The organism is Clostridium kluyveri DSM 555, assembly GCF_000016505.1.
Lineage (GTDB): Bacteria > Bacillota > Clostridia > Clostridiales > Clostridiaceae > Clostridium_B > Clostridium_B kluyveri.
The window spans coordinates 479712-503332 of sequence record NC_009706.1 but is presented as its reverse complement, the minus strand read 5'-3'; the positions used below and the strand labels follow the sequence as shown (position 1 = coordinate 503332).

The 23621-nt window shown below is 30.9% G+C and carries 18 protein-coding genes, 1 riboswitch and 1 other annotated feature; all 18 genes read right to left on the bottom strand.

The window, feature by feature from the left end:
* Nucleotides 1-148 precede the first annotated feature (148 nt).
* A riboswitch (SAM riboswitch) is annotated at nt 149-256 on the bottom strand.
* Nucleotides 257-589: 333 nt separating this feature from the next.
* A complete protein-coding gene (locus tag CKL_RS02575) occupies nt 590-1051 on the bottom strand; it encodes a putative ABC transporter permease (RefSeq protein WP_011989093.1) in 462 nt (153 codons plus the stop codon).
* 92 nt (nt 1052-1143) lie between these two features.
* The gene (locus tag CKL_RS20565) at nt 1144-1311 is read right to left on the bottom strand and encodes a hypothetical protein (RefSeq protein ID WP_172634746.1); all 168 of its coding nucleotides are present in this window, start codon (nt 1309-1311) and stop codon (nt 1144-1146) included.
* A 44-nt stretch (nt 1312-1355) separates the two neighbouring features.
* Nucleotides 1356-2162: an ATP-binding cassette domain-containing protein gene (locus CKL_RS02565; protein ID WP_011989092.1), complete on the bottom strand. Its 807-nt coding sequence runs from the start codon at nt 2160-2162 to the stop codon at nt 1356-1358.
* A gap of 66 nt (nt 2163-2228) precedes the next feature.
* Entirely contained in the window at nt 2229-2918 is a 690-nt protein-coding gene (locus CKL_RS02560; protein WP_011989091.1) for a GTP-binding protein, read from the bottom strand.
* Complete coding sequence (locus CKL_RS02555; protein WP_011989090.1) at nt 2915-3898, bottom strand: ABC transporter substrate-binding protein; 984 nt, start codon at nt 3896-3898, stop codon at nt 2915-2917. Before CKL_RS02555 ends, CKL_RS02560 begins: the two co-directional genes overlap by 4 nt.
* Nucleotides 3899-4010: 112 nt before the next feature.
* The gene (locus tag CKL_RS02550; RefSeq protein ID WP_011989089.1) at nt 4011-5846 is read right to left on the bottom strand and encodes an SGNH/GDSL hydrolase family protein; all 1836 of its coding nucleotides are present in this window, start codon (nt 5844-5846) and stop codon (nt 4011-4013) included.
* A 202-nt stretch (nt 5847-6048) separates the two neighbouring features.
* Entirely contained in the window at nt 6049-8076 is a 2028-nt protein-coding gene (locus CKL_RS02545; protein WP_011989088.1) for a cell wall-binding repeat-containing protein, read from the bottom strand.
* A 127-nt stretch (nt 8077-8203) separates the two neighbouring features.
* Nucleotides 8204-9445, bottom strand: a complete 1242-nt coding sequence (locus CKL_RS02540) for a DUF6273 domain-containing protein (RefSeq protein WP_011989087.1) — start codon at nt 9443-9445, stop codon at nt 8204-8206.
* Between the two features lie 36 nt (nt 9446-9481).
* A complete protein-coding gene (locus CKL_RS02535; protein ID WP_070104652.1) occupies nt 9482-10201 on the bottom strand; it encodes an OmpA family protein in 720 nt (239 codons plus the stop codon).
* 55 nt (nt 10202-10256) lie between these two features.
* Nucleotides 10257-11525, bottom strand: a complete 1269-nt coding sequence (locus tag CKL_RS02530) for a MotA/TolQ/ExbB proton channel family protein (RefSeq protein WP_011989085.1) — start codon at nt 11523-11525, stop codon at nt 10257-10259.
* Between the two features lie 23 nt (nt 11526-11548).
* Nucleotides 11549-13363, bottom strand: a complete 1815-nt coding sequence (locus CKL_RS02525; protein WP_011989084.1) for an Hsp70 family protein — start codon at nt 13361-13363, stop codon at nt 11549-11551.
* 34 nt (nt 13364-13397) lie between these two features.
* Nucleotides 13398-14888 carry an Hsp70 family protein gene (locus CKL_RS02520; RefSeq protein WP_011989083.1) on the bottom strand — a complete coding sequence of 497 codons (1491 nt, stop codon included), beginning with the start codon at nt 14886-14888 and terminating at the stop codon, nt 13398-13400.
* Between the two features lie 90 nt (nt 14889-14978).
* Nucleotides 14979-16547 (bottom strand): Hsp70 family protein, encoded by a 1569-nt coding sequence (locus tag CKL_RS02515; protein WP_041700763.1) that lies wholly within the window; start codon nt 16545-16547, stop codon nt 14979-14981.
* Nucleotides 16548-16568: 21 nt separating this feature from the next.
* Nucleotides 16569-18134 carry an Hsp70 family protein gene (locus CKL_RS02510; RefSeq protein ID WP_011989081.1) on the bottom strand — a complete coding sequence of 522 codons (1566 nt, stop codon included), beginning with the start codon at nt 18132-18134 and terminating at the stop codon, nt 16569-16571.
* 108 nt (nt 18135-18242) lie between these two features.
* A complete protein-coding gene (locus CKL_RS02505; RefSeq protein ID WP_011989080.1) occupies nt 18243-19577 on the bottom strand; it encodes a DUF445 domain-containing protein in 1335 nt (444 codons plus the stop codon).
* A 52-nt stretch (nt 19578-19629) separates the two neighbouring features.
* A complete protein-coding gene (locus CKL_RS02500; protein WP_011989079.1) occupies nt 19630-20850 on the bottom strand; it encodes a DUF445 domain-containing protein in 1221 nt (406 codons plus the stop codon).
* A gap of 160 nt (nt 20851-21010) precedes the next feature.
* Nucleotides 21011-22000, bottom strand: coding sequence for a D-cysteine desulfhydrase family protein (locus CKL_RS02495; RefSeq protein WP_011989078.1), 990 nt, complete (start codon nt 21998-22000; stop codon nt 21011-21013).
* Between the two features lie 233 nt (nt 22001-22233).
* Entirely contained in the window at nt 22234-23415 is a 1182-nt protein-coding gene (locus tag CKL_RS02490) for a cation:proton antiporter (RefSeq protein WP_011989077.1), read from the bottom strand.
* A 44-nt stretch (nt 23416-23459) separates the two neighbouring features.
* Nucleotides 23460-23516: a sequence feature (sodium ion sensor (DUF1646 type); this cis-regulatory element may regulate processes involved in with the transportation of sodium ions), on the bottom strand.
* Between the last annotated feature and the right edge of the window lie 105 nt (nt 23517-23621).

Sequence of the window (23621 nt, the reverse complement as noted above, 5' to 3'; positions counted from 1 at the left end):
AGTTTCCTAGTCAACCATTTTAAAGTGAATCTTCTATGCTCTATAACATTTTCTACAAAAGTATTTTCTAGCTAACAAAAAAAGACTATAATTCCTATATAAGAAAAATAGCCTCTATTAACAAAACAATTTTATAAGATTTCTACTTTTCTTATCTTTCAGAGTATTAACACACTCTGTAGGAATTGACACCGATGCACAAAATGTCGGTTGTCGGACTTCATAGGGCCTATCCCTCCGCCGCTCTTGATAAGAATATACTGTATTAAGTTTCAGCCAATTTATTTTTTAAATATTTATAATAATCAATTATATGCTTATTATATTAATTATGTTTTATTATGTCAATACTAAATTTATAAAAACTACTGTAGAAGAGACACTAATTTTATTTATATTAAAAAATTTTTTTGCTGATTTTTTAATATAAAAGTGGAGCGCTGTAAACCACTTTAAAGAATAGTCCCACAGCACTCCATTTTCATCTAAAAGTTTATCACAAGTATAAAACATACTTTGTATTCTGATTAAGTTTAAATTGCTTTCTATATATTGTATACAACGCTTTCATAAATAGTTACAAATTTTATTATTTATATAAAAATAAGCGTTTGTAATTTGTTATAAGTTTCTCTGGCTTTTTTTCTCCAAAAAACTTATATCTTAAGTAATCATCAACATATATGTTAAATGGGACCAGTAAAAACCATATTACAGCATAAGGAATACATATCTGTCCCAAAATATTTCCCCAGATATTAGAATAATCCCATATTTCAAACTGAAGCCATATGTTTAAAATGACCCCTGAAACAAATTCCAATACTAAAATTATAAGGGTGCCTATTAAACATTGTTCCCACATCCTACGATTAGAAAAGCCATGCCCTTCGTTTAATTTCCCAATAAAGAAAGCCGATATACCTCCTACTACCAGCATAGATATATGTGTCCATCCATGCCATAAGCCTTCTAGGATCATATAAATACTGCCCATTATAAATATTAAGATTAAATCTTTTTTTAAATTTATATACTTATAGGATATCATATTCAGCCTCCAACTATTTTAGCTTAAACCTTATTCTTTAAACTATATTATAGTTTATACACCAAATCAATTTTTTATGTTAGGAATGCTGTTTATATATTAAATTTATCTATTTCACTTTCAAATTTATATGATATTTCTTTAAGACCTCCTGCCACATCAGTAAATTTATTTACCGATAATGTTATTTCTCCTGAAGATGCCGCTATTCCCTGGGTACTTGCCGAATACTGCTGGGATATAGAAGATATATTCTCCATTCTTGAAAAGTTTTTTATGTATATCAAAGGCAAAAGTTAATTGATTATGAAGATATAGACTCTACAATATCACCATTTCTCAATAAATTTCTCAATGATGATATTTTATTGTCCATAGATTGTAAACTTTCAAGAACTTTTTTTTCTTCAGGACTTGTAAAAATCACTTTACTTATTCCTCCATTTTTGATAATTATGCGCTTAATTGACATAAGTATTAAAATTGGATCATGGGTGGCCATAAGTACTATTTTTTCTTTTTTAATTAGAGCATCCAGTGCCTTTTTTCTGTCTATACCCGCATTTTCTATTTCATCAATCAAAACTATAGGAGATGTACTTAAATAGGCAGTATCTGCAATCATGAGAGCCCTGGACTGTCCTCCACTTAAAGCAGTTAAAGGAGTATAATAAGAAAATTTTTCCCCTGAAAGTTCATTGGCTTTTTTAATTATACTATCCACTATCTCTTCTGAACCATAATTTTTCCTGCACTTTGAATGCATAGTCAAAAATTCACCTACTGTAACATCCATTACAAAATTCATGTTTTGAGAAAGCTGTGCCACCAATTTTCCTTCTGAAGAAAAGCGATTTGATATATCCGGTACTTTATCATTTATAAGTATTTGTCTGCCTGTAGGTGTATCCTTTTGAGCCATATATTCTATATCCGCCAGCAGACGACTTTTTCCTGAACCTGTAGGTCCTACTATAGATATAATCTGTCCCACATTTAAATCCAGTGTTATATTTTCAGGTTTACCCTGTTTATCATACCCTCCAATAACAGTTATTTTATTAACAGTAGATTTATCGTCATTTTCTATAACTTTTTTATCTGACAACAAACACAACTCCTTTAAATGTTCTTAATCATATTTCTCAAGTGATTCAGAGGTTCAGGTGGAGTTTGCTCATTCGGATAACTCCATTTTCTTAACATTTCCAAGTTGAAAGTCACTACCAATTTCAGTTTCCCCAAGACAATAGGAACATAATGCAGAGGGCATGGTAAACCTTAATTTTTTATGTTCTATGTTTTCAATATGGCGGGCTTTAATGAAAAGCTCTCCAAGTTCATTACTTCCCTGACCGGTTATTCCATTTACATGTAGTATAACGGCTTTAGAATTACACTGTCTTATACGAAATGTGAAAACTTCCCGTTCAGCTTGAGATACAATTTCTCCCTTGGTAACTACAATAATATCTGCATATTTAAGCATAGGTCCTATTTTTTGAGGTGTATTAATTCCCGATAAATTATCAATGACACAAACCGCAAGTACTTCTTTTATATAGGGAGAACATCTATTGCACAGTCCTGCACTTTCACTTATTAAAATATCAAAAGCTTTATTTAGCCCCCAATTTATACACTCATCAATATTGGCCACAAAATAATGATCAGGGCATAGATTCCCTGAAACACCTACTTTTACTTCAACTCCCCTGTCACTATATACCTCGTTATCATAAGTAGAAAGACAGTCAAACTTAATTACTCCAACTTTTAAATTTTTAAGTTTAATGGAATTTATGGTTTTAAGTATTACAGATGTTTTTCCTGTGGAAGGGGGTCCTGAAACTGTTATTAACTTCATAGTTTACCTCTATGAGATTCAATAAAAATATTATTTAATTCTTTTATAAGTGAACCTATATCTCTTTCCTTTATAAAATCCCATCCTATCCAATTAAAAGTAGCTCCCTTAGGTATTTTATTGGAAGCCTCAGGATTTAAAGAAGGTAAAAATGCCCCTGCACATATTTCACCTAATTTATCACCTGTAAAAAAATCTATAATTTTAGCTAGTTTTTCTCTACAGGACTTTTTTACCATCATTGTAATAGGACTTACAATAGCTCCATCTTCAGGCCATATTATTTTTACATCTTTTTTATTTTGCATGGTTTTAGTAAAAAAATAAGGCATGACACTTACGGCAGGTGCCCCGTTTCTTCCGCTTCCAGCCATTTTTACCATTTGGGATGGATGCCATCCATATTTCACAGTTCTACCTAATTTCTCTATTCCTTCATATCCACACTGTTTGAATATAGTAAGTAAAGTTGTCTCACAAAATGAATCATTATATCCTCTTATAGCAACTTTTTTTTCAAATTCAGGCCTTAAAAGTTCCTTCCATGTACATGGACATTTAATATCTCCTAAAGCTTTCATATCAGCTACCATAACCAATGTATTTAAGGCTATTATGGTATAATTGCCTTCAGAATCTTTTATACCACTGTCTGAAAATATAGAATTAACCCGGGGGCTTAATGCATCATAGAAATATCCTTTTTCAACAAAATTTTCTCTGAAACTTTTATAATAAAAACTATTTATTCCCGAAGTTATTGTAATATCTGGTATGGACTCTATATCTGTATATTCTTCCACCTGTTGATTATATGAAATCTGCTTATTTGCATTTCCCTCAATAATATAATTTAATACACTATTTTCACTACACACACCATCATGTAAATGATTTTCAAATGCAATTTCTACAGGAACTTTTAGAGGACAAGGCAGTAGTGCCAGCAGATCCAAATTTTTTAAATTGATATCTCCCATTATTATCTCCTCATATTTATATCATTTATATATATTATAATAATATTTTGTTATTTTATCAATTCATAGACTTATGAATTAATAAAACTATTTAATACCCCTTAATTTTCTATTATTGATTATATAGCGTATCAGTAGTGACTATAGCATATTCATTATCACTTTGATTAAGTATTTTTATAAAATTGGCAAATATACCCGAACCGATAATCTTTCCATTAGTTTCATAATATAATACAGGTGATGATTTCAAATCTGTATATACTTTAATATAGGTGGCATTGATTTCAACATATAATCCTGTAGATTTCATTAGCTCCTTTGAACTTGAGCCAATATCACAACACAATAATTGATTTAAATTTTCAATATTATCCAGAGATGGGCTATTTCTATCGTATGAAAATAACTTTATTGTATTATCTTTGATACCTAAAAGTAATCCTGAATTTATTCTATCTACAACAGGGATAAATACATCTGTTGAATCAGATATATTAGTGTCTAATTTAAGTTTAAATAATACTTTATGTTCAAAATAATTTTGTAATTTATATGGAGCTAAAAATTGTTTTGTAACAGTACCATTATTTTGAGATATAGATATTTTAGAAGTATAATTTTTAAAATCTTGTGAGATGTAAAAACCAACTGCTGCCACTCTATTAAATTGTCCAGAGTATAGTTTTATTTCATTCAAACCAAATTTTAATTTATCAACTAAAAATAATTTATACATATTTGCCAGAGAGAAATAGCTATCTATAAAAGTATCATTTAAAATATAATTTGTATCATTAAATGTAACATATGGCTTTTGAATATCTGATGAAGGTAAACTGTACCCTGGATTTTCAGGTATCTGAATCTGTATACTATATAAATTCAAATTACTCGACAAGTTTAAAATTATAAAATCTTGAAGTAAAACATCAGACATATCTTCTTTATCACAATAAATAAAGTTATTAAATAAATAATTTGTATACCAAAGATTAATCTGATTGTCCTCCAATGACACCTTATCACTTGATATATTACTTTTTATGTACTGTGAAGTAAAATCTAATTTCATTTGTTTCTTGCCATCTAATATAATTACTCTTGGATTAAAGTATGCAAACAATACTTCAGATTCAAATTTATGGCCCTTATCAACAAAATGGAGATGATCGGTACTAATTATATCTTTCAAAGTATCGCTTTCATTATTTGCCAGAAGTTTTGAAGTATAATAATTCATATCTATTAATTCAATATTATACTTTTTGGATAACTCTTTTTTTACTGTATTTGCTATAGAGTTTATATTTTCACTTGTACGATATGGATAATTTAAGTTATCAATACTTCCAGGTTCTACTGTAGCCTGAGTAGTAATTAAAAATGGTTGTATATTATTTTTAAAACACCATATTATAATATTTTCTATGTTTTTCTTGAACTGTTCCTTATAATCTTTAGTTGAGGTTTTATTAAGCCTGTCATTAATACCAAATCCTATACCAATCATTTTCACATCTGAATAAGCCCTTGAAAAAATATCACTGATATTTGAATATCCCCAGTCAGCAGTTTGTCCAGAAAATCCAGCATTATATATTCTAGCCACAGTAGAACCTGTATATTTTCTAATTAAATCTTGTAAATATGTTGTAAAGGCATTAGGTGGCTGATGATCTTGTCCTATTTCATTTTTAACCCATCCTGATGTTTGATTGCCATCAAATGTACTATCTCCAAAAAATGCAACAGGAAATTTCTCATTATTTTCCCAAGCTACCCAAGCATCGTGAAGTGTTACTCTGTTGAAACTATTAATATTTTCCACTTGTGATTCATCTCTTTCTATTGAATTAGTATTATCTTCAGCTAACACTATTGTAGCTGATACTATAATAATAACAATCATAGTCAAAAGAAATATCTTATTTAATATCTTCATCATAAGTAAAATCCCACCTAATGAATTAAATAAATTTAATAATTATCTTAATCTTTCTCTAGACAATTATACTTAATAATTGTGATAACAATATTGAATAAAAATGTGAATTTTATATTATTTACAATGATAATGGAATGTTGTATCAATTTTATCCACATAAAAATAAATATAGAAGGGGTGTTTACACCACCCCTTCTAATATTTATTCTTCTGCACTAACTGCAGCATTATTTATCTTGGAAATAAGATATTCTGTTATTAGCTTATCTCCTCCTAATACATTAAGTGTGACTTTTTTATCTCTTGTAAGATTTTTTATTGTTTTTCCTGCTGTACCATAGGAATACTCTGATACAAGAACTAGAGGTGCTCCACTATCTACTGCAGCTGCTGCACTTCCGCTTAATGAATCAGCAAAATCTTCCCCATTAGCCAAATAGACTTTTGTCCACTGATTTCCATAAAAATATTTATTTATCTTTTCACAGGTTATATATCTATCTTCTCCACCCAGCCTGATAATTTTATTACTATCTAAATTAGTAATTTCACCAATACTATCTTCTACACTTTTTGAAATAACTCCGGTTTCTCCCAATATATATACCTTAGAAGGTTTCACATCTTTTATATACTCTATAACTTTCTCACTTAATCCATCTTTTGAAGTTAATAAAATAGGTACACGATCTGAGGCTGCTTTAGATGACACACTTAATGCATCTGCAAAGGAAGAATCACTAGCTATTATAATAGGTTTATTCTTTGAAATATCCATTTCTTTGGCAATATTAACACTAGTCTCGAGTCTGTTAGAGCCGCCAATCCTTACTATATTCTCTTTTGCATATCCATTTTTCTCTAGATATTCTACATAAGAATTACTTAAAACCCCTTCTCCCCCCAGCAGATATATTTTAGCATCTCTCCCAACATTTTTCATTATATACTGCAATGTAATTTGACTTCCTTCATCTGAAGGTTCATTGTCTACAAGAAGTAGAGGAGAATTAAGTTTTCTAGCCAAAGTAACTCCCGCCAGGCCATCTGCAAAATCATTTCCATTTGTTATAACTATATTTTCCAAACTGAAATTTTTAAATTTATTTTCAGCTATTATCTTTGAGGTTTCATACCTGCTGCTTCCTCCATACCTTGCCACACTATTTATTTTAGAAGGAAATTTACTTGTATCACTTGTAAATTCAAAAGGAGCTGCTAATGGACTACTCCAGTAACCCTTATTACTTTTAACTTCCAAAATAAAATAATAGCTTCCCTCTGGCATATCACTAAAATATACATTTGCTTCTTTAGCCTGAGAATCCTGATAAACTTGTTTAACCAATATTCCTGATGAGTCTGAAGTACTATTTAAATCTCCACTATAGATCCTTATCCTATAAGAAGTTTGATATTGTCCATTATCCTCATTATCAAAATTCCATTTAAGATTAATACCATTCCCGTTTTTATCAATAGCTTGTCCGTATAAAGGAGCTTCCAGTTTAGGTTCCAGTGCATTATCTTCTATATAGTCATCACTTATATAACTATATCTATATGCCTTAAAATTATTCATTATATAATCTTTAGACCTGTAGTACTCCTTAACTTTCTGACCTGTATTGTCATCATTGTCAATGGTAGCCTCCAATGTAGTAGCTCCTACTACTTCTCCCAGGTCATTGTAAACCCAGGATTGAAAAAAAGCTGCATGTTTCCCCTTAGATAAAAGTATATCCATATTTGTCAAACTGTTGAAGTCTATGGCAGTTAAATATTTGCTTATGCTGTTTGTAGTAAGTTTTGTACCTGAAATCTTAAGAGAATCTTGGATAAAACTTGCAGCATCTATACCTGCAGTTTCACCTTTATACCCACCTTCAAATTTTACATTGCCTGCAGTAGCTCTTTTGGTAAGGGCATCAAAAAAGTTACTCCACAATCTATTAGAACTCCTACCGATGCTGTCAGAGCCTCCATAATTATAGGGAATACCTACTTCCTCTGAAGTAGTTTTATCCTTTAAATATCCAGGCAATTCTATATAATCCGTAACATTACCATTTAAACTTTTATCATATTTCCAGGTAACATAAGCCATTTCATAAGCCCTCTCCTGTGCCTCTCGTCTTGAAATAGAGGAAGTAGCCTTAGTACTAAATGTAACAGGTGCTGCAGTCATAGTAAATGTGATTAAAAATACTAATAATTTCTTTATCTTCACTAAAAAACCTCCAATTATTAAAAAATATTTAAATTATATACAAAAATTGTACTTTAAGAAATAGTACAACTCAATACAAAAATAATGGCAAGATCGCCATTAAAAACATAAAATAAATATTTAGAGATTACTTCATAACCCTATAAGGGCTATCTTTAGTTCCCTCACCATTAATTGGAGTTACTTCACTTTTTAAATATAAAGCAGGTGCCACCCCACCTGTACCATCATTTGCATTATCACCATATATACCACCTTCTCCTACTGCCCGTATAATATCAGAATAATCTGCAGAAGGAATGCGTAACCAGTACCAGGAAATACTGTTATCTTCTGTGGAGCTTTTTTTATACTCCCATGTTCTATCATAGACAAAATTTTTCACTTCCTCTGTTGAAAGTAAAAAAACTTTATCTGTAACATTTTCATAATAACTGGAATCATAATTTGCTATACAATCTGCAATTTCTATATTATATTCATACAATTCTGTACCTCCATCCATTGCATCCTTATCTATACGAGCCAGTATACACTTGTGGGTTACTTGTTTTATACTATTTCTCTCTTTATATGTAAAATTATACAGAAACCCTGGTTGTTTATCATAAGAATTATGGGATACATGATTCTTATCTGGTAATTGAGTGCTGTAGTTCACTTCTCTATCATAAGAATTAAGCCACTGTCTTAAATTGGATTTCTCCCAATAGTTACTTCCAAAACCTATCCTATCCTCATCTCCTCTGCCATCTGTTTTATCTCCACTGGCATCAAAAGCTTTAAAACAGATTATTTTTTCCGAAAAAAGCATATATCCATTTACATCTTTATTTATTACCCTCCATAATATAGGACTGCCATTATATTTTCCAAATTCAATATAATCTCCTGTACTTATTGATAAATGTTCATCTTTAACCTGATTGGGGATAAAAAAAATTCCCGCATATAAAACAATTATTCCAATAATAAAACAGATAAGAACATACTTTATTCTTGTAGTTGCTCCTGATTTAATTTTCTCATTTTTTTTCAATTCCAATACACCATCATCTTTTTCAATATTTGGGTATTTAAAATTTATGGATTTAAACCAGGTCTCTAAAGCCCATAGAGCATCTTCTCTTGTCAACTCTAAGTTATTCACTAATTGGTTATGCTCATATTCATTTATTTCTTTTTTAGTGCCCTTTAAAATTTCAGATATAATATTTGTATCTAAAACCTTAATTAAAATTCTAACTTCTCTCTCATACTGGCTGCACAGATCCATTAAAAGCCCCATCAACTTTATTTTGTTGCTGCAAAGCTCCATGCCGTACTCTTCAATTAAGTTTTTCAATACTATTTCCACATCTTTTTTCATTTAATGTTCACCTCTTACCTGTGAAACAGCTAAAAATTATTTTGAAAGAATACTGTCTATTTGTTTAATAGACTCTTCATCTTTTAATCTAAACTTGAATATTACTCTTCTTGATTTTTCCTGATTTACACTTCCATCAGAATTTTTAATAAGCTGACTTTTGGATCTTCCATTTGCAGTAATAATATTTTTTAGGTTCTCTTTACTATAGCTGTCTAAATTTTTAAAGTTATTATTTAATATATAGTTTACTATGCTGTTTGCCCTTTTCTGTGACAGGTCCATATTGTAATTATAATCTCCTATATTATCGGTATGTCCTTCAATAACTATTTCCGAAACTGAACTTATATACTTAGGGGAAGTAAGCACATTAACATATTGAGGTATAAATTTGTCCAGATTGGATTTAAATTCCGGTCTTATATCAGCCTTATTGAATTCAAAAAGTACATCACTGCTAAACACAATATCCCCTGTATTCTTATCTATATTGATATCCAACCCGGCATTTTGAAAAGATTTTCTTATATCCTCAATGATACTTTGCCTTACTCCTATTACTTTTTCCACCTGCAGTCTGAGATTTTTTAATTGTTTCTGCTGCAAATCCAATTCCGCATGTTTTACAGCATTAGTATAGATAAAAAATAATAATATAAATAACAATATGGTACTTAAAAGATCAGTAAATATACGCCATATATTCCCGTTATCCCTTGATGTTCTTATTATTCTACTATACCTGCCAAACATTTTATCCGCTCCTCCCACATACCACATTTTATCTTACTTTGCCCAAAATGCCGTGTTACTTTTTATACTCTTCACTAAAATATTCCACCTTGTCAGCTATATTATTTAAAATAGTATCATGATTGCTCTGGTACTCCTTCATATCTTTATATATCTGGGCAAATATTTCACTTTTTTGTTCATTATAGGCAACCACATAGGTTTTAAATTCATAATATTTCACTTTTATATCCTCATAAAGATTCTTCATTTCTTCTAAAAAATTTTTTTGGTGACTTTCTAAATTATCAAGAGAAGCATAAAAATCATAGGTTAATTTATCTAATTTTTCGTATATATCCACATAACTTTTTTCCACCTTTTTTTGACCTTTATTAATATCCATAATACAATCATCTAAAATATCAAATTTTTTATCCAAATTATCCATACTTTTATTGAGGGTGCTTGTAAGTTTACTAAAGCCTTTAAAAATCAAATCAAACCCTTCCACAGATTCCTTTAATTTTTTATTAAAATTTGTCATGTATTCCATAGATTTTTCAAATTCCTTTGGAAAATCAGAAAACTTCTTCACAAATTCATAAGCTTTTTCCATGGTGTCTAAAGACTTATTCATAATTTCTCTCGAGGTTTTTCCAAATTCATTTATGGTTTTATCATTTGAAGCAGATAACTTTTCAATAGCTGCTTCTGTTTTTTCAAAGAACTCACGAAAATTATTTTTACGCAGGTTATTATCCATATAATTCTGAAGCTTGACCATAATATTCATAAGTAGTTGTTCAGCATCAAACACTCTGGTGATAAATGTAAGTATTAATGAAAATGCAATACCAACTATACTGGCATAAAAGGCTACTCCCATACCCGACAATATAGGACTTATATTGTCTACAGTAAATTCCCCCGTTCTAAGAGAATTTAAAGATATGGTAAGGCCTGTAAATGTTCCCAGAACTCCCATAAGAATAAACACAGATATGGTCATATGAATTACACTTATAATATTTATTACAGGAATATCTAACTTATTGAATAGCCTGTTATGTGATAAGTATTTATAATTTGAAAAGTAAGCCTCTATATAGGATCTGGTGTTTATATAATCTGATCTACTTACAATATCTTTATATCCCTCTACTATATCTTCTATACCAAAAAAAGATTTTTTGGAGATGCCTTCATCCATATTTTTTAGTCCTCCATAAACTATCCTATAGAGAAATATATCAACTGAAAACATTATAACTTCTATGAAAAAAATTGCAGTACTAACATCACTGCTGAATATTCCCTTTATAAAATTGGTCAAACCTATCATTAAACTTCCTCCCTTGAAGTTTATTATTTATTTTCAGATGTTTTAAGTAAAAGTCCTCCCTTTATTTTCTTACCCGGAGATTCTATACACTGACTATATTTCTCCATGAATTTATCCTTTACATATTCTACACCGCTTATGGCCTGAGAACATATGCTCTCAATTATATGTTCTTTTTGTAATACTATTTTAGGTTTTCTCGATATGTCATCAACAAATTTACACATATGCTCTTCACAAACATCCCCGCCTAATACAATAACATCCTTATAAGAATTCTTTCCCACAGAGTTAACCAGTAACCTTTCTACTGCTCCCTCATAGTTATCTGTGGGCATTCCATCAGTTATTAGAAATATTACTGGCGTTAAAGTTCTATAATCAATGTTAATCTTATTTAACTCACTAGAAACCATGTCAATTGCACTGCCAAGAGAAGTTATTCCCCCTGGATTCATATCCTCATAAATACTGTCATTTATTTTTTCTCCTATTTCTACATTCCATACAGCAGTATCAGAAAATTTTATAACACCAAAATTCAAAGTGATATTATCCAATCTGCATTTTCCTTCTATTTCTGATATTACACACTTCATCCCCTCTTTTACATAATCCAGCCTATTATCAATATTCATAGATCCTGAACAGTCAATCATCCATATAAAATAAAGAGATTTTTCCATACAGTGCGTAAAAATGGAAATTTGTTTGTTTAGTAACAAGTTCTTTGTCTTATAAGCAGCGTAAATAGCTGCCCCATTTGATACAACCTCCTTGTAATCCATATGTTCATAGGTTTCTTTTTCTCCTAAGACATCTTTTATAATACTGTCTACTGTTTTAATTTTACTGGAGCCCCCTGTCTTAATTATTTTATGAATATCCTTTATGGGAATTCCTGATAAAACAATGACATGTTCAATCATATTTTTTATGGATATCATATGGTGTTTAATACATTTATTTAATTCTTCTAATGTGAGGGTTGTGTCTAAAAATTTTCCCGGTGGTACATTATAAAGCTTTATATATGCTATTTCACTATCATAGGAAAGTATTTCTTTTGCCTTAACTATCTGTTCCATTAAATTTTTTCTACATAGATTGGTGATTTTATGGTCATAATCACTAAAGTCAATGTTTTCTTTTTTGAGTATATAATCATAAAGTTCCCCGTTAAAATCCATTCCCCCTAGACTTTCACTTCCTTCTGAAGCCAATATATTGAACTGGATTTCATCTTTTTTCTCTAAAACTTTAAGAACTGTTATATCAAGACTTCCTCCCCCAAAATCAAACACAAGTATATTTTCTTCTCTTTTTTTATTTAAAGGTAAGTACATTCCATAAGCCAGGGCTGCTGCCACAGGCTCCTGGATTGTTCCAATAAGTTCAATGCCTGCCAATTTTGCCCCTTCTTTTATGATATTACACTGCTCATCCTGAAAATAGCAGGGTAATGCAATAACTGCCCCTTCACATTTAAACTTATCTTCTGGTACAGTAGTTTTGATATTATTATAAATATATTTAAAAATAACAGAACATATATCTTTTAATGTAAATTCCCTATTATCTAAAAGTACAGTTTCCTGCCCACAGGCTATGATTCCTTTAATACCCGAAATATAATTTTCAGGATAAAATATTCCTTTTGCCAGAGCCCCATTGCCCACATCAAATTTCCCCTGCTTAAAATAAACTACAGAGGGTATTGCATATTCCCCCATTTTTCCATATATCTCTGCTTTTTTTCCATCCCATTTTGATACAGAACTGTATGTGGTTCCAAAATCGATACCTATAACTGGATTATGGTGACAATCATAATACAAAGCTTACACCCCCTTCATTGATGATTTTACAATTTTAATACAATCTCAACACCTCGGTTTTTTTTATTTTACTTTCCTTTTGCGCCACAGTTACAATAACAATTTGATTTTCCTTCACTTCAAAGGTTATATTTATCTCAAGAGTGCGCTTAGGTGCTGGAATAAGACCTGAGACATGTACTGTACCTATATGGGCATTTTCTTTTGCAATCCTACGATTTCCCTGATAAACTTGTACATCTACATCTGTACAATTGTCCTGATCTGTATAAAAAGTAAGAGTTTTTCTGGCAGGCGTTTTTCTATTTTCATGAATGAGCACTACAAATTTACCTTTAGCATCTTCAACCCCCAGGGCATGGGCAGTTACAGGAATAATGATTATTTTCTTTCTGGTATTTAAATTGCTGGTAAGGTATGCTGCATATATGGCTGCCCCTTGAGAAACACACAGACTTGGATCAATGTCTGAATAAATCTTGCCTTTTCCAACTATATCATTTAGCAAGCTGTCAAACATAGGAATTTTACTGGAGCCGCCAACTTTGATAACCTTATTGATATCCTCTGGCGTCACATTAGCCCTATTTAGCGTATTTTTAATTATATTCCTTATCCTTTCATAATAGCCCTCCATAATCTCTTGAAATTCATCTCTTGTAAAATTTCTATCTACATTTACTCCGGGTATGACATTGAGTACTGCCATATAGGCACTATCTGTAAAGCTCAATGTTTCCTTGGCTTTTATAGCTTCTGCCATAAGTGCCTGTTTCCCCCTTTTTCTCAACCTTTCATTGGATTCTGATTGAAAATCAATTCCTTCAGCTTGTATAATATGTTTTAAAAGAGCATTATCAAAATCCATACCTCCCAGCCTGTCATCTCCTCCGATTCCAAGTACTTCAAAAATCAAATTTTCACTGTCTTCTTTTACCCTGAAAATTGTCAGATCAAAAGTTCCTCCACCTAAATCAAAAATAAGTATTGTTTCTTCTCTTTTGATATTATCACTACTGTGAAGACATCCATATGCCAGGGCAGCAGCTATGGGTTCCTGAATTATACCTACAAGATTCAATCCTGCTTTTTTAGCCGCCTGTGAAGTATTTTCCAGTTGATTGGCTTTAAAATAATAAGGCACAGTAACTACAACTCCAGAGGCATTATACACTCCTTCTGGAAACATATCCTGTACACTTTTATACATATATTTTAGTATCATGGCAGAAATATCTATAGGTGAAAATTGTCTATCCCCAAATTTTATCTTTATATCTTTATTATCCATTAATCTTTTTACACCAATACAAACATTTGAAGGTTCAAAAATTCCGCTGTTAAAGGCCACCGTATCATAGATGAATTCCTTGCTTCTTTCATCAAAATAGACTACTGATTGAAAAACATTACTCCCTCTTGGAGAATATGTCTGAACCCCCTGCCCTGTCCAAAATGAAATAGAACTGAAAGTTGTTCCAAGGTCAATTCCAATTACCGGTCTATTTTGGCTGTCATAAGGCATGTTATTACTCTCCCTCCTGAATATAAAGTATATATTAAAATTTTTACAAAAATCATTAAAATTAATATAATTAACTGCCCTAAGACATTTCTATTCCTTAACTACATTTAAAGTTATTTCTTCCTTGGAATCCGTACCTAAAGCAGTGGCAGTTACTTTTATAATATTTTCTTCATTCACTTCAAACTTAACAGTTATTTTCTGTTCTCCCTTTGGCGCAGGAGGAATATTACTTAGCTTGAACTCTCCTATAAATACAGCCTTTTCCCTGCCTTCATCATCTTTTTCATTTACAAAAGCTATGTCCTCTGAGGATTGATATACATATATAATAACTTCTGTCTGTTCATCTTTTTGGGTCTTATATTCTTTTTCCCTGACTACAGAAGCTTTTTTAGGAATTTCTGTACCCTTTTCTATTATATTCGAAAATTCCATCCCCTCTGTCATGATACCTAGATTATGAGTTACAATATTAAAAACATCTCCCTCGCCAGGGGTTCCCATGGAAGCTGCAAATATTGCCGCTCCTTCTGCTACTATGGTAATAGGATTAAAATCACTATAGGGCTCTACTTTGAAAACTTCTTTAATTCTATTTTTAACTAAAGGCACTAAAGAAGATCCCCCTACCAGGATTACTTTATCAATATCTTCCATAGAAAGTTTCGCATTATCAAGTGCTAATTTTACAATTTCATAGGTTTTATCAACCAGATGAGAAATAGCTTGTTCAAAAGTATCTCTGGCAATTTCCATATCCAAATGCAAAAGTTCTCCTTCTCCTGTCTGTATTATATTAGGGAAAAGTACACTGGCGCTATTTTTAAAACTCAACTCAATTTTCACATTTTCCGCAATTTCTTTTAGTTTTTGCCCTGCGGCCTTCATTTTTTTCTTGCTGATCCCCTGATCTTTTTCCATATCCAATAAGTCAATGCCTTTATTTTTTAATTTAAAATCCTCATTTATAATTTCCATAATACTTCTGTCAAAATCATCTCCCCCAAGCTTTGATATGCCTTCTTTAGATAAAATCTCATACTTATCCCTATCTGCATTATTTTTCTTGGTCTGTATCTTCAGTACACAGACATCAAAAGTTCCTCCTCCCAAATCATATACTAGAACATTTTGATCCTTATTTGAGTCAAATCCATACATAATAGCTGCAGCTACAGGTTCTTCCAAAAGAGCCAACACATTTAAGCCTGCCATTTCCGCTGCCTTCTTAGTGGCTAATTTTGCATTATCTGTAAAATTGGCTGGCACACATATTACCACATCATATAAACTTCCTTCCGGTTCAAAGTCCTTCTGCTCATAAGCTGCATCTACAAGTTTTGAAAGAATTTCTGAAGCTATTTGCTCTGGACTATAGGGTTCTTCAAAAATAGACAGCTTATATCCCTCTTCTCCCATATGTCTTTTAATAGAACTTACGGTATTTGAAGGATCAAGCATAGCTCTGCCCTTGGCCTCTTCTCCTATAAGTTTTGTATTCTTATCAATAAATGATACCACAGAGGGCATGCACTCTTTTCCATTTATTTTAAGCACCCTGGTTTTGCCATTTTCATATACTGAAACTACTGAAGTTGAAGTACCTAAATCTATACCTAATTTGTATTTACTATACTTTATTTCTAGTCCTGCCATCTTCATTCCCCTCCCCAAAAATTATGATTTGGCCTTTATATCAATTTTTTCAGACTTGATTTTTTCACTTCTAATTAATTCTTCAACTAAATTCAAATCTAGTTGTCCATCATTTTCATAAGCACTGTGTATAATAGGCATTGTATAACTGTTTTCCATCAATTCTACTCCTGTAAAGTGGATTATATTGTCATCGTCCATCTCAAAAATAGCACCTACTGCTACTTCTTCTTTTTCAGGCCTAGTAATAGAAATTTTTAATTGTCCTATTTCTTCATCCTTTTCCAGTTCTTTATGCTCTCCCCTAAAAACTCTAAATGTAACAACTTTTTGATATTCATCCACAGTATAGGCAATCAAGCCTGCCTGGCAGGGTAATAACGTATTTTTATGAACAACCGGACAAAATTCCAGTACATTCTGGCTATTTAAAAGAGCTACTCCATAACTAAAATTAACTTTTTCATCCAGCACAAACTCTTCTTTAAATATATCTGTAATAGTACTGCTTTCTTCACTGGCTATAGAATTTGAAAGACTTAAAGCTAATATGGCAGCTCCATTGGATACTACTTCATCTACATTGGGTGCGGTAAATGGATCTCTTATTTCCTTTTTTAAAATCTCTTTAATTATTGGAGTCTTGGTAGCTCCCCCCACTAAAATCAATCTGTCAATATCTTCTGGAGTCATATTGGCATCTTTTAATACACTTTTCACTTTTTCTATGGTTTTATCAATGAGGGGTTTTATCAAATTATAATATTCATCCCTTGTTAATTCAAAATCCAGATGATAATCTCTTAAAATATTAGGGATGATAACTGAGGTATTTTCCTTTGAAGATAGCTCAATTTTAGCATTTTCAGCAGCCTCTTTAATTTTCTGTCTTGCAGCCATATGTTCCCTTTCTTTTCCAACTTCAATATCAATTTTAGTATCTTCCTTTATTCTCTTATATAAAACACTGCATATTTTTTCATCAAAATCATCTCCCCCAAGTCTGAAATCTCCGTCAATGGCAATAGCTTCAAATTTATTTCCCCTTATCTTCATTATTGAAACATCAAAGGTTCCTCCCCCTAAATCATATACCATTATAATTTGATCCTTATTTTGATTTATACCATAGCTTACTGCCGCGGCAGATGGTTCTGCCATTAACCTAAGCACATTAAATCCAGCTTTCCTAGCTGCATTTTTTGTTGCCTTTCTCTGTTCCGATGTAAAATATGCCGGTGTAGTTATTACTGCCTGGGTGATTTCTTCTCCCAGTGTAAATTCTGCTTTTTCCTTTATAGCCTTTAATATTTCACAGGCTATATCCTGTGGAGTCATTTTTTGCTTCCCTATAATATACGTAATGTCCTTTCCCATATCCCTTTTTGTTGAACCTACGGTATTTGAAGGATCCATTATAAGCTTGGCTTTGGCTGGATATCCTGTAATAATTTTGCCGTTACTAATTGATACTACGGACGGAAAAGTATTTTTCCCATCTAAAAGTATAGTTTCTACCTTTCCCCTTTTTACACAAGAAATAACTGAATTAGTAGTACCTAAATCAATACCTACAACTGCTGACATATTCAATGTCTCCTTTCTATTGGAAAAATAATGACAATATTATCAATAACAAACTGTTAAGGACTATATTGTCATGTTTATACTTACTGTATACTTTTATTAAAAATATTACAAATGAAATATTTTTGTAATTAAAGGTAAATACACCTGATTTATAAAGAGAAAAACAATAAAACCAAAAGCCGCTCCAATTATACTTCCATTAATGCGTATCCAATTTAATTCATTGCCAGCTTTCAACTGGATAAAATTATTTAATGATTCATCTGTCATGTTATTTAACACTTTTTTTATAACAGTACCAATAACGCCATAACTTGATTTAACCATATCATAAATTAATTCTTTTATGTAATCATTCACTGTACTTTTAAATTTACTATCCCCTTTAAGGTGATTCCAATAATTATGAAGTTCATCTTTTGCCCATTTAATTAAAGGCATCAGATTATCTATATCAGATTGAATTTTTTCATCAGGTTCATTTTTAAAAATATAAGAAATACCTGTTACCATTCTTTGCAATCCATCCTGTACTTCAATTTTTGCTATAGTTTTCTGCTTCCACTTTTCAATACTATTTATTAATTCTTCATCATCTTTAAGTTTTCCTATTAGGATTTCAATTTTATTTAAGAATTCAATATGAACTAATTCCTCTTCATCTTTTAATCCATAAAGCATTTCTATTATCTGTTCCTGAATTGAAGAAACAATATCACCTACATTTATAGTATTAGTTCCCTTACCTAACCCTAGAGCAAATTCCATGAGAACTTTTTTAAATCCTTTTACTTTGTTTACATTATCTTTCACAAGTTTATCTATAACTTTACTAATTTCTTTATTTACTTTTTCCTCATCTATTTTTATAATTACTTCTTCCACCATAGATTTAAACATTATTTTGCAATGTTTATCTTCTACAGCAAACCTAAGCACACTGCTGAGCCATAAAGATAGATTACATTCTTTTAATTTATATCTAAAATTTTCTTCAATAAATGAGGTCACATTACTTGAATCAATACGCCCCATAATATTTTCAACAAAATCTTTTGATTGTCTATAAAAAACTGTCTTATTTTTAGCACTATTCTCAATAAATTCAATTATACTATCAATTATATTTAATTCATCTATTTTTTCTTTTAATATCTTTTTGCTTAAAAGTTCATTTTCTACCACATTAACTATTTGCTCCACCACTTTAACTCTATTTCTAGGTATTACGGCAGTATGCCATGAAAATCCTAAAGGCTTTTTAAACAGTGCAGTTACAGCAAACCAATCGGCAATGCCTCCTACTAAAGCTGCTTCTATAACAAAGCCTATCATTCTCACATAAAAATTATTATGAAAATGTATTTTTAGAAAAACACTTATACAAAAAGCAATAAATAAAATTACTAAAAGCATATCTGCTATTTTCTTGTTTCTCATCTTATTTCTCCTATTTAAGATATGTAAAAATCAACACAAAACAATTAAATACTTAAAATATATTATTTAAAAGAAAAAACAGAATCCCTACCAGGCCACCTACTACAGAACCATTGATTCTAATCAGCTGCAGATCATTTCCTGCCTTTGATTCAATTAATTCTATGAGCATATCATTTGAATATTTATTTAAATTCTCCTCTATAACCTTACCTATGCTACTATGGAAATTATCAATAAATTTATTTAGCAGTGTTTTTAAATAAATATCTACTTTTTTCTGCATATCTATATTATCCCTAAATTTACAGATAAAACTGTAAATTTCATTTTCTATTTCACCCGTAAAACTTTTTATTATTTTATTTTCTTTGAATTGTTCCCCTGTATAATGGTCAATGCCAACATCTTTAAACCCGCTTATTTTCCAAGCTTTAAATTTTTCTTCCATATCCTCATCTGAAACTATATTATTTAGTTTAATGACAATCCATTTCTTAAATTTAATTCTTTCCTGATTATCCAAATTCTTGATATTATTTAAATATTGAACCAGATCTTTTTGAATTATTACAGCAATTTTATCTGGAGATAAATTAAGTATAAAGTCTAATACCACTGCATTCACTATTGCCCTTCTTCTAGCACCTCTTTCATAAGACACCTTTGTTTTACCAACAAGCTCCTCAAGTATTTTACTGGCCTTTTCTGTCTTTATAATTGTTTGTATTTCCTCAATTATAAAATTAATAGCTTTATCTCCACCGCCTTTTGTAAGAGAAATCTGCAAAGAAGAAATTATGGCTTTCCATAAATTAAACTCCATCAATTTATTTATAAGTGAATTGGAATTTATACCTCTATTACCTGAATTATCTCCAGTTAAACTTTCTTCTACTATTAATCCAACTATTTTTTTGATATCCTTATTCCCATTATCTTCAAATAAAAATTTCAAAATAGGTTTAGAAGTATCATATTCCAATAAAAAACTTTTTAAATATTCCTTAGACAATAATTCTTCCGTAACCATATTAACTAGACCATCAAGTATTTTTTCTCTATTTCTCGGTATTATCTCTGTTTTAAAAGGAATTCCAAGAGGTTTTTTAAATAATGCAGTAATACCATACCAGTCAGCAAAGCCTCCAATCATGGAAGCACAAAAAGCACTGCTTATTAATCCGCCCCAAAAAGTCTTATAAAAAGGACAAGTTATTAAATATCCAAGGGTAACTATAATCAATATTATTGTTGCCTTATAGCGATTCATCTTACAATAACCCACTTTCATAGCTTTATAGTTTTATCCGATGTCTTTTAATATATGATTTCCAGAATTATACGGCATGTTTACTATTATCCTATGTCCCTGCCAATTTGTCAAAGTCTCCCTTTTTATTTTTCCTATTTATTCAAATATGGATCACAAATTAAACTCTAAACTGAGATTTTTGAGGAAATATTCCAAATATTCCTCCAGTATGGATAAATAATAAATTTTTATATTTACTGAATTTCCCTTTTTTAATTTCCTGGGTCAATCCATACATTGCTTTACCTGTATATACAGGATCCAATATTATCCCTTCTAACTCTGCAAGTTCCTTAATAAATTCCAGTTCCTCTTCACGGCTCAAAGCATATCCTCTGCCTACATATCCATCTATGATATTTATTTCATCCTTTGAAAAATTAAGGTTCACATCAATATATTTCATGCTATCATGCAATATTTCATAAATCCTGTCCTTAAAATATTTCTCATTCTGACATACATTAACTCCATAAATTTTAGCATCATAATTTAATATTCTGCTGCCTAATAACAGTCCTGAATAGGTTCCCCCGGAACCTGTAGCAATAACAATTCCATCAAAATGTACTTTCATTTCTCTTTCTTGGAGCATTATTTCCTGTACAGCTTTATAATAACCAAAACCTCCTATTCCATTTGATGCACCCTCTGGAATAATATAAGGTTTCAGCCCCTTATTTTCCATATTGGTTTTAATTTCTTTCATAATTTCCATTCTTCTATTTTCATATTCTTTTTGAGAAACAAAATAAATTTCAGCTCCTAAAAGCTTATCCAGTAAAAGGTTTCCATCGACTTCTGTATCATTACTGCCATTTAGAACCAGACAACACTTAAAACCGAGCTTTACAGCCACTGCTGCAGTAGCCCTACAATGATTCGACTGAATTCCACCACAAGTAATTAATGTATTACATCCTTTATTCAAAGCTTCTGCTGCAGAAAATTCTAACTTTCTTATCTTATTTCCAGAGATCTCTGTTCCTGTCTGATCATCCCGCTTTATATATATATCTGGTCCACCTAGTTTTTGGGATAGTCTCTCCATTTTCTCTATTTTAGTTGGCAAATTAGCCATGTTCATTCTTTCTGGAATTTTAATCATTTAATTATCTCCACCTTTAAAAAATCTTTCCTACATTGTAATTATAACAAATAAATCAATACAATATAACATTAAATCCATATCTAATAGTTTTTATAGAAATTAATGCAATTATTTTTTATAATATTTATATAAAATAACTATTCAAGAAGTGATGATATCACTGCCCAAATAGTTATCCACAATCAATAATTCCATACTTTGCACACAGCAGTCACTCATATGTAACTGCTTCAATGCAATTTGGCCATTCTTTTATGAGAAAAAGATAATTTGAGTAGAATAGGTGTTATAATCGTAGTCAATATCACAACAATTAAAGTTGGAAGAAATATTTCCTCTGAAATTATCCCCTTTTGAAGACCTATATTTGCAGTAATAATTGCTACTTCCCCTCTTGAGATCATTCCAGCTCCAATTTGAACAGATTCACTTTTACTCATCTTCATAAGTCTAGCAGCAGCACCGCATCCTATTACCTTACCAATAACTGCTATGACAAACATAACTAGAGTAATAAGAACTACTTCTAAAGTTAATCCTTGCAAGTTTGCTTCAATTCCAACACTTGCAAAAAATATAAGAGATAAAAAACCTGATGAGATTGCTTTTACATTTCTCTCTAAATATTCTCTATGAACAAATGATGAAAGTATGAGTCCAGCTATATACGCCCCGGTAATAGCTGCTATACCTAAAATTTCAGCAATATATGCTATGAGTACGGCAAATGCTATAGAAAATGTAAAAAATTCTCTTCCCGGTTTTATATAACTCTTGAATTTATTCATATATTTTGGCATATATGCCACTGCAATTATAGAAGCCACACAGAATAAAATTACTTTTACAAATACATATACAATTGACAATGTACTTGAAACCTCAGTATTTGAACCGGAGGTTTGTGCTACCGCAAGGACTATAGATATAAGTATAAGCCCGAGAATATCATCTATTACTGCTGCTCCAAGAATATTTATGCCCGCTCTTGTATTTAGTTTTCCAAGCTCTTTAAGAGTTTCTGCTGTAATACTCACGCTGGTAGCAGTTAGAATAACTCCTACAAATATATTCTCCCAAAAATCACTGAAAAACATATACGCCCCTAAAGTCCCCAAAACGAGTGGAAGTATTATTCCCCCCACTGCAATTATAAATGATGACAATCCAGCTTGTTTAAATTCTTCTACATTAGTCTCCAGTCCCGCAAGAAACATAAGTAAAATTACTCCAAGGTTTGAAAGCAATTTTATATTATCATCATACTGTACAATATTTAATACAACCGGTCCAAGTATCACACCTGCAATTAATGCCCCCAACACTTCCGGCATTTTCATCCTTCTGCTTATTATTCCTCCTATTTTTGTAAATACAAGTATCAATACAATATTTAACAATGCTTTTTCCATAGCTACCTCCTAAATTTAAAAAAATAATGGAAAGTCCTATAAAGGACTTTCCACCCTAAAAGTCATATTTATCTTGAAATCAAATTAAAATTTGTTCAACCGAAATTATATAGTCAGTATTCTATTATGCACATATGTTATGCCTACAATAATAACAATAACATATTCAAAAATTTTCCGCAAATATATAATAATCTTAATCAATA

What these genes read in the sequence shown, in the direction of transcription:
- CKL_RS02575 (WP_011989093.1), bottom strand. Translation starts at nt 1,051, where the DNA reads ATGATATCCTATAAGTATATAAATTTAAAAAAAGATTTAATCTTAATA.
- CKL_RS20565 (WP_172634746.1), bottom strand. Translation starts at nt 1,311, where the DNA reads ATGGAGAATATATCTTCTATATCCCAGCAGTATTCGGCAAGTACCCAG.
- CKL_RS02560 (WP_011989091.1), bottom strand. Translation starts at nt 2,918, where the DNA reads ATGAAGTTAATAACAGTTTCAGGACCCCCTTCCACAGGAAAAACATCT.
- CKL_RS02555 (WP_011989090.1), bottom strand. Translation starts at nt 3,898, where the DNA reads ATGGGAGATATCAATTTAAAAAATTTGGATCTGCTGGCACTACTGCCT.
- CKL_RS02550 (WP_011989089.1), bottom strand. Translation starts at nt 5,846, where the DNA reads ATGATGAAGATATTAAATAAGATATTTCTTTTGACTATGATTGTTATT.
- CKL_RS02540 (WP_011989087.1), bottom strand. Translation starts at nt 9,445, where the DNA reads ATGAAAAAAGATGTGGAAATAGTATTGAAAAACTTAATTGAAGAGTAC.
- CKL_RS02535 (WP_070104652.1), bottom strand. Translation starts at nt 10,201, where the DNA reads ATGTTTGGCAGGTATAGTAGAATAATAAGAACATCAAGGGATAACGGG.
- CKL_RS02530 (WP_011989085.1), bottom strand. Translation starts at nt 11,525, where the DNA reads ATGATAGGTTTGACCAATTTTATAAAGGGAATATTCAGCAGTGATGTT.
- CKL_RS02520 (WP_011989083.1), bottom strand. Translation starts at nt 14,888, where the DNA reads ATGCCTTATGACAGCCAAAATAGACCGGTAATTGGAATTGACCTTGGA.
- CKL_RS02515 (WP_041700763.1), bottom strand. Translation starts at nt 16,547, where the DNA reads ATGGCAGGACTAGAAATAAAGTATAGTAAATACAAATTAGGTATAGAT.
- CKL_RS02510 (WP_011989081.1), bottom strand. Translation starts at nt 18,134, where the DNA reads ATGTCAGCAGTTGTAGGTATTGATTTAGGTACTACTAATTCAGTTATT.
- CKL_RS02505 (WP_011989080.1), bottom strand. Translation starts at nt 19,577, where the DNA reads ATGAGAAACAAGAAAATAGCAGATATGCTTTTAGTAATTTTATTTATT.
- CKL_RS02500 (WP_011989079.1), bottom strand. Translation starts at nt 20,850, where the DNA reads ATGAATCGCTATAAGGCAACAATAATATTGATTATAGTTACCCTTGGA.
- CKL_RS02495 (WP_011989078.1), bottom strand. Translation starts at nt 22,000, where the DNA reads ATGATTAAAATTCCAGAAAGAATGAACATGGCTAATTTGCCAACTAAA.
- CKL_RS02490 (WP_011989077.1), bottom strand. Translation starts at nt 23,415, where the DNA reads ATGGAAAAAGCATTGTTAAATATTGTATTGATACTTGTATTTACAAAA.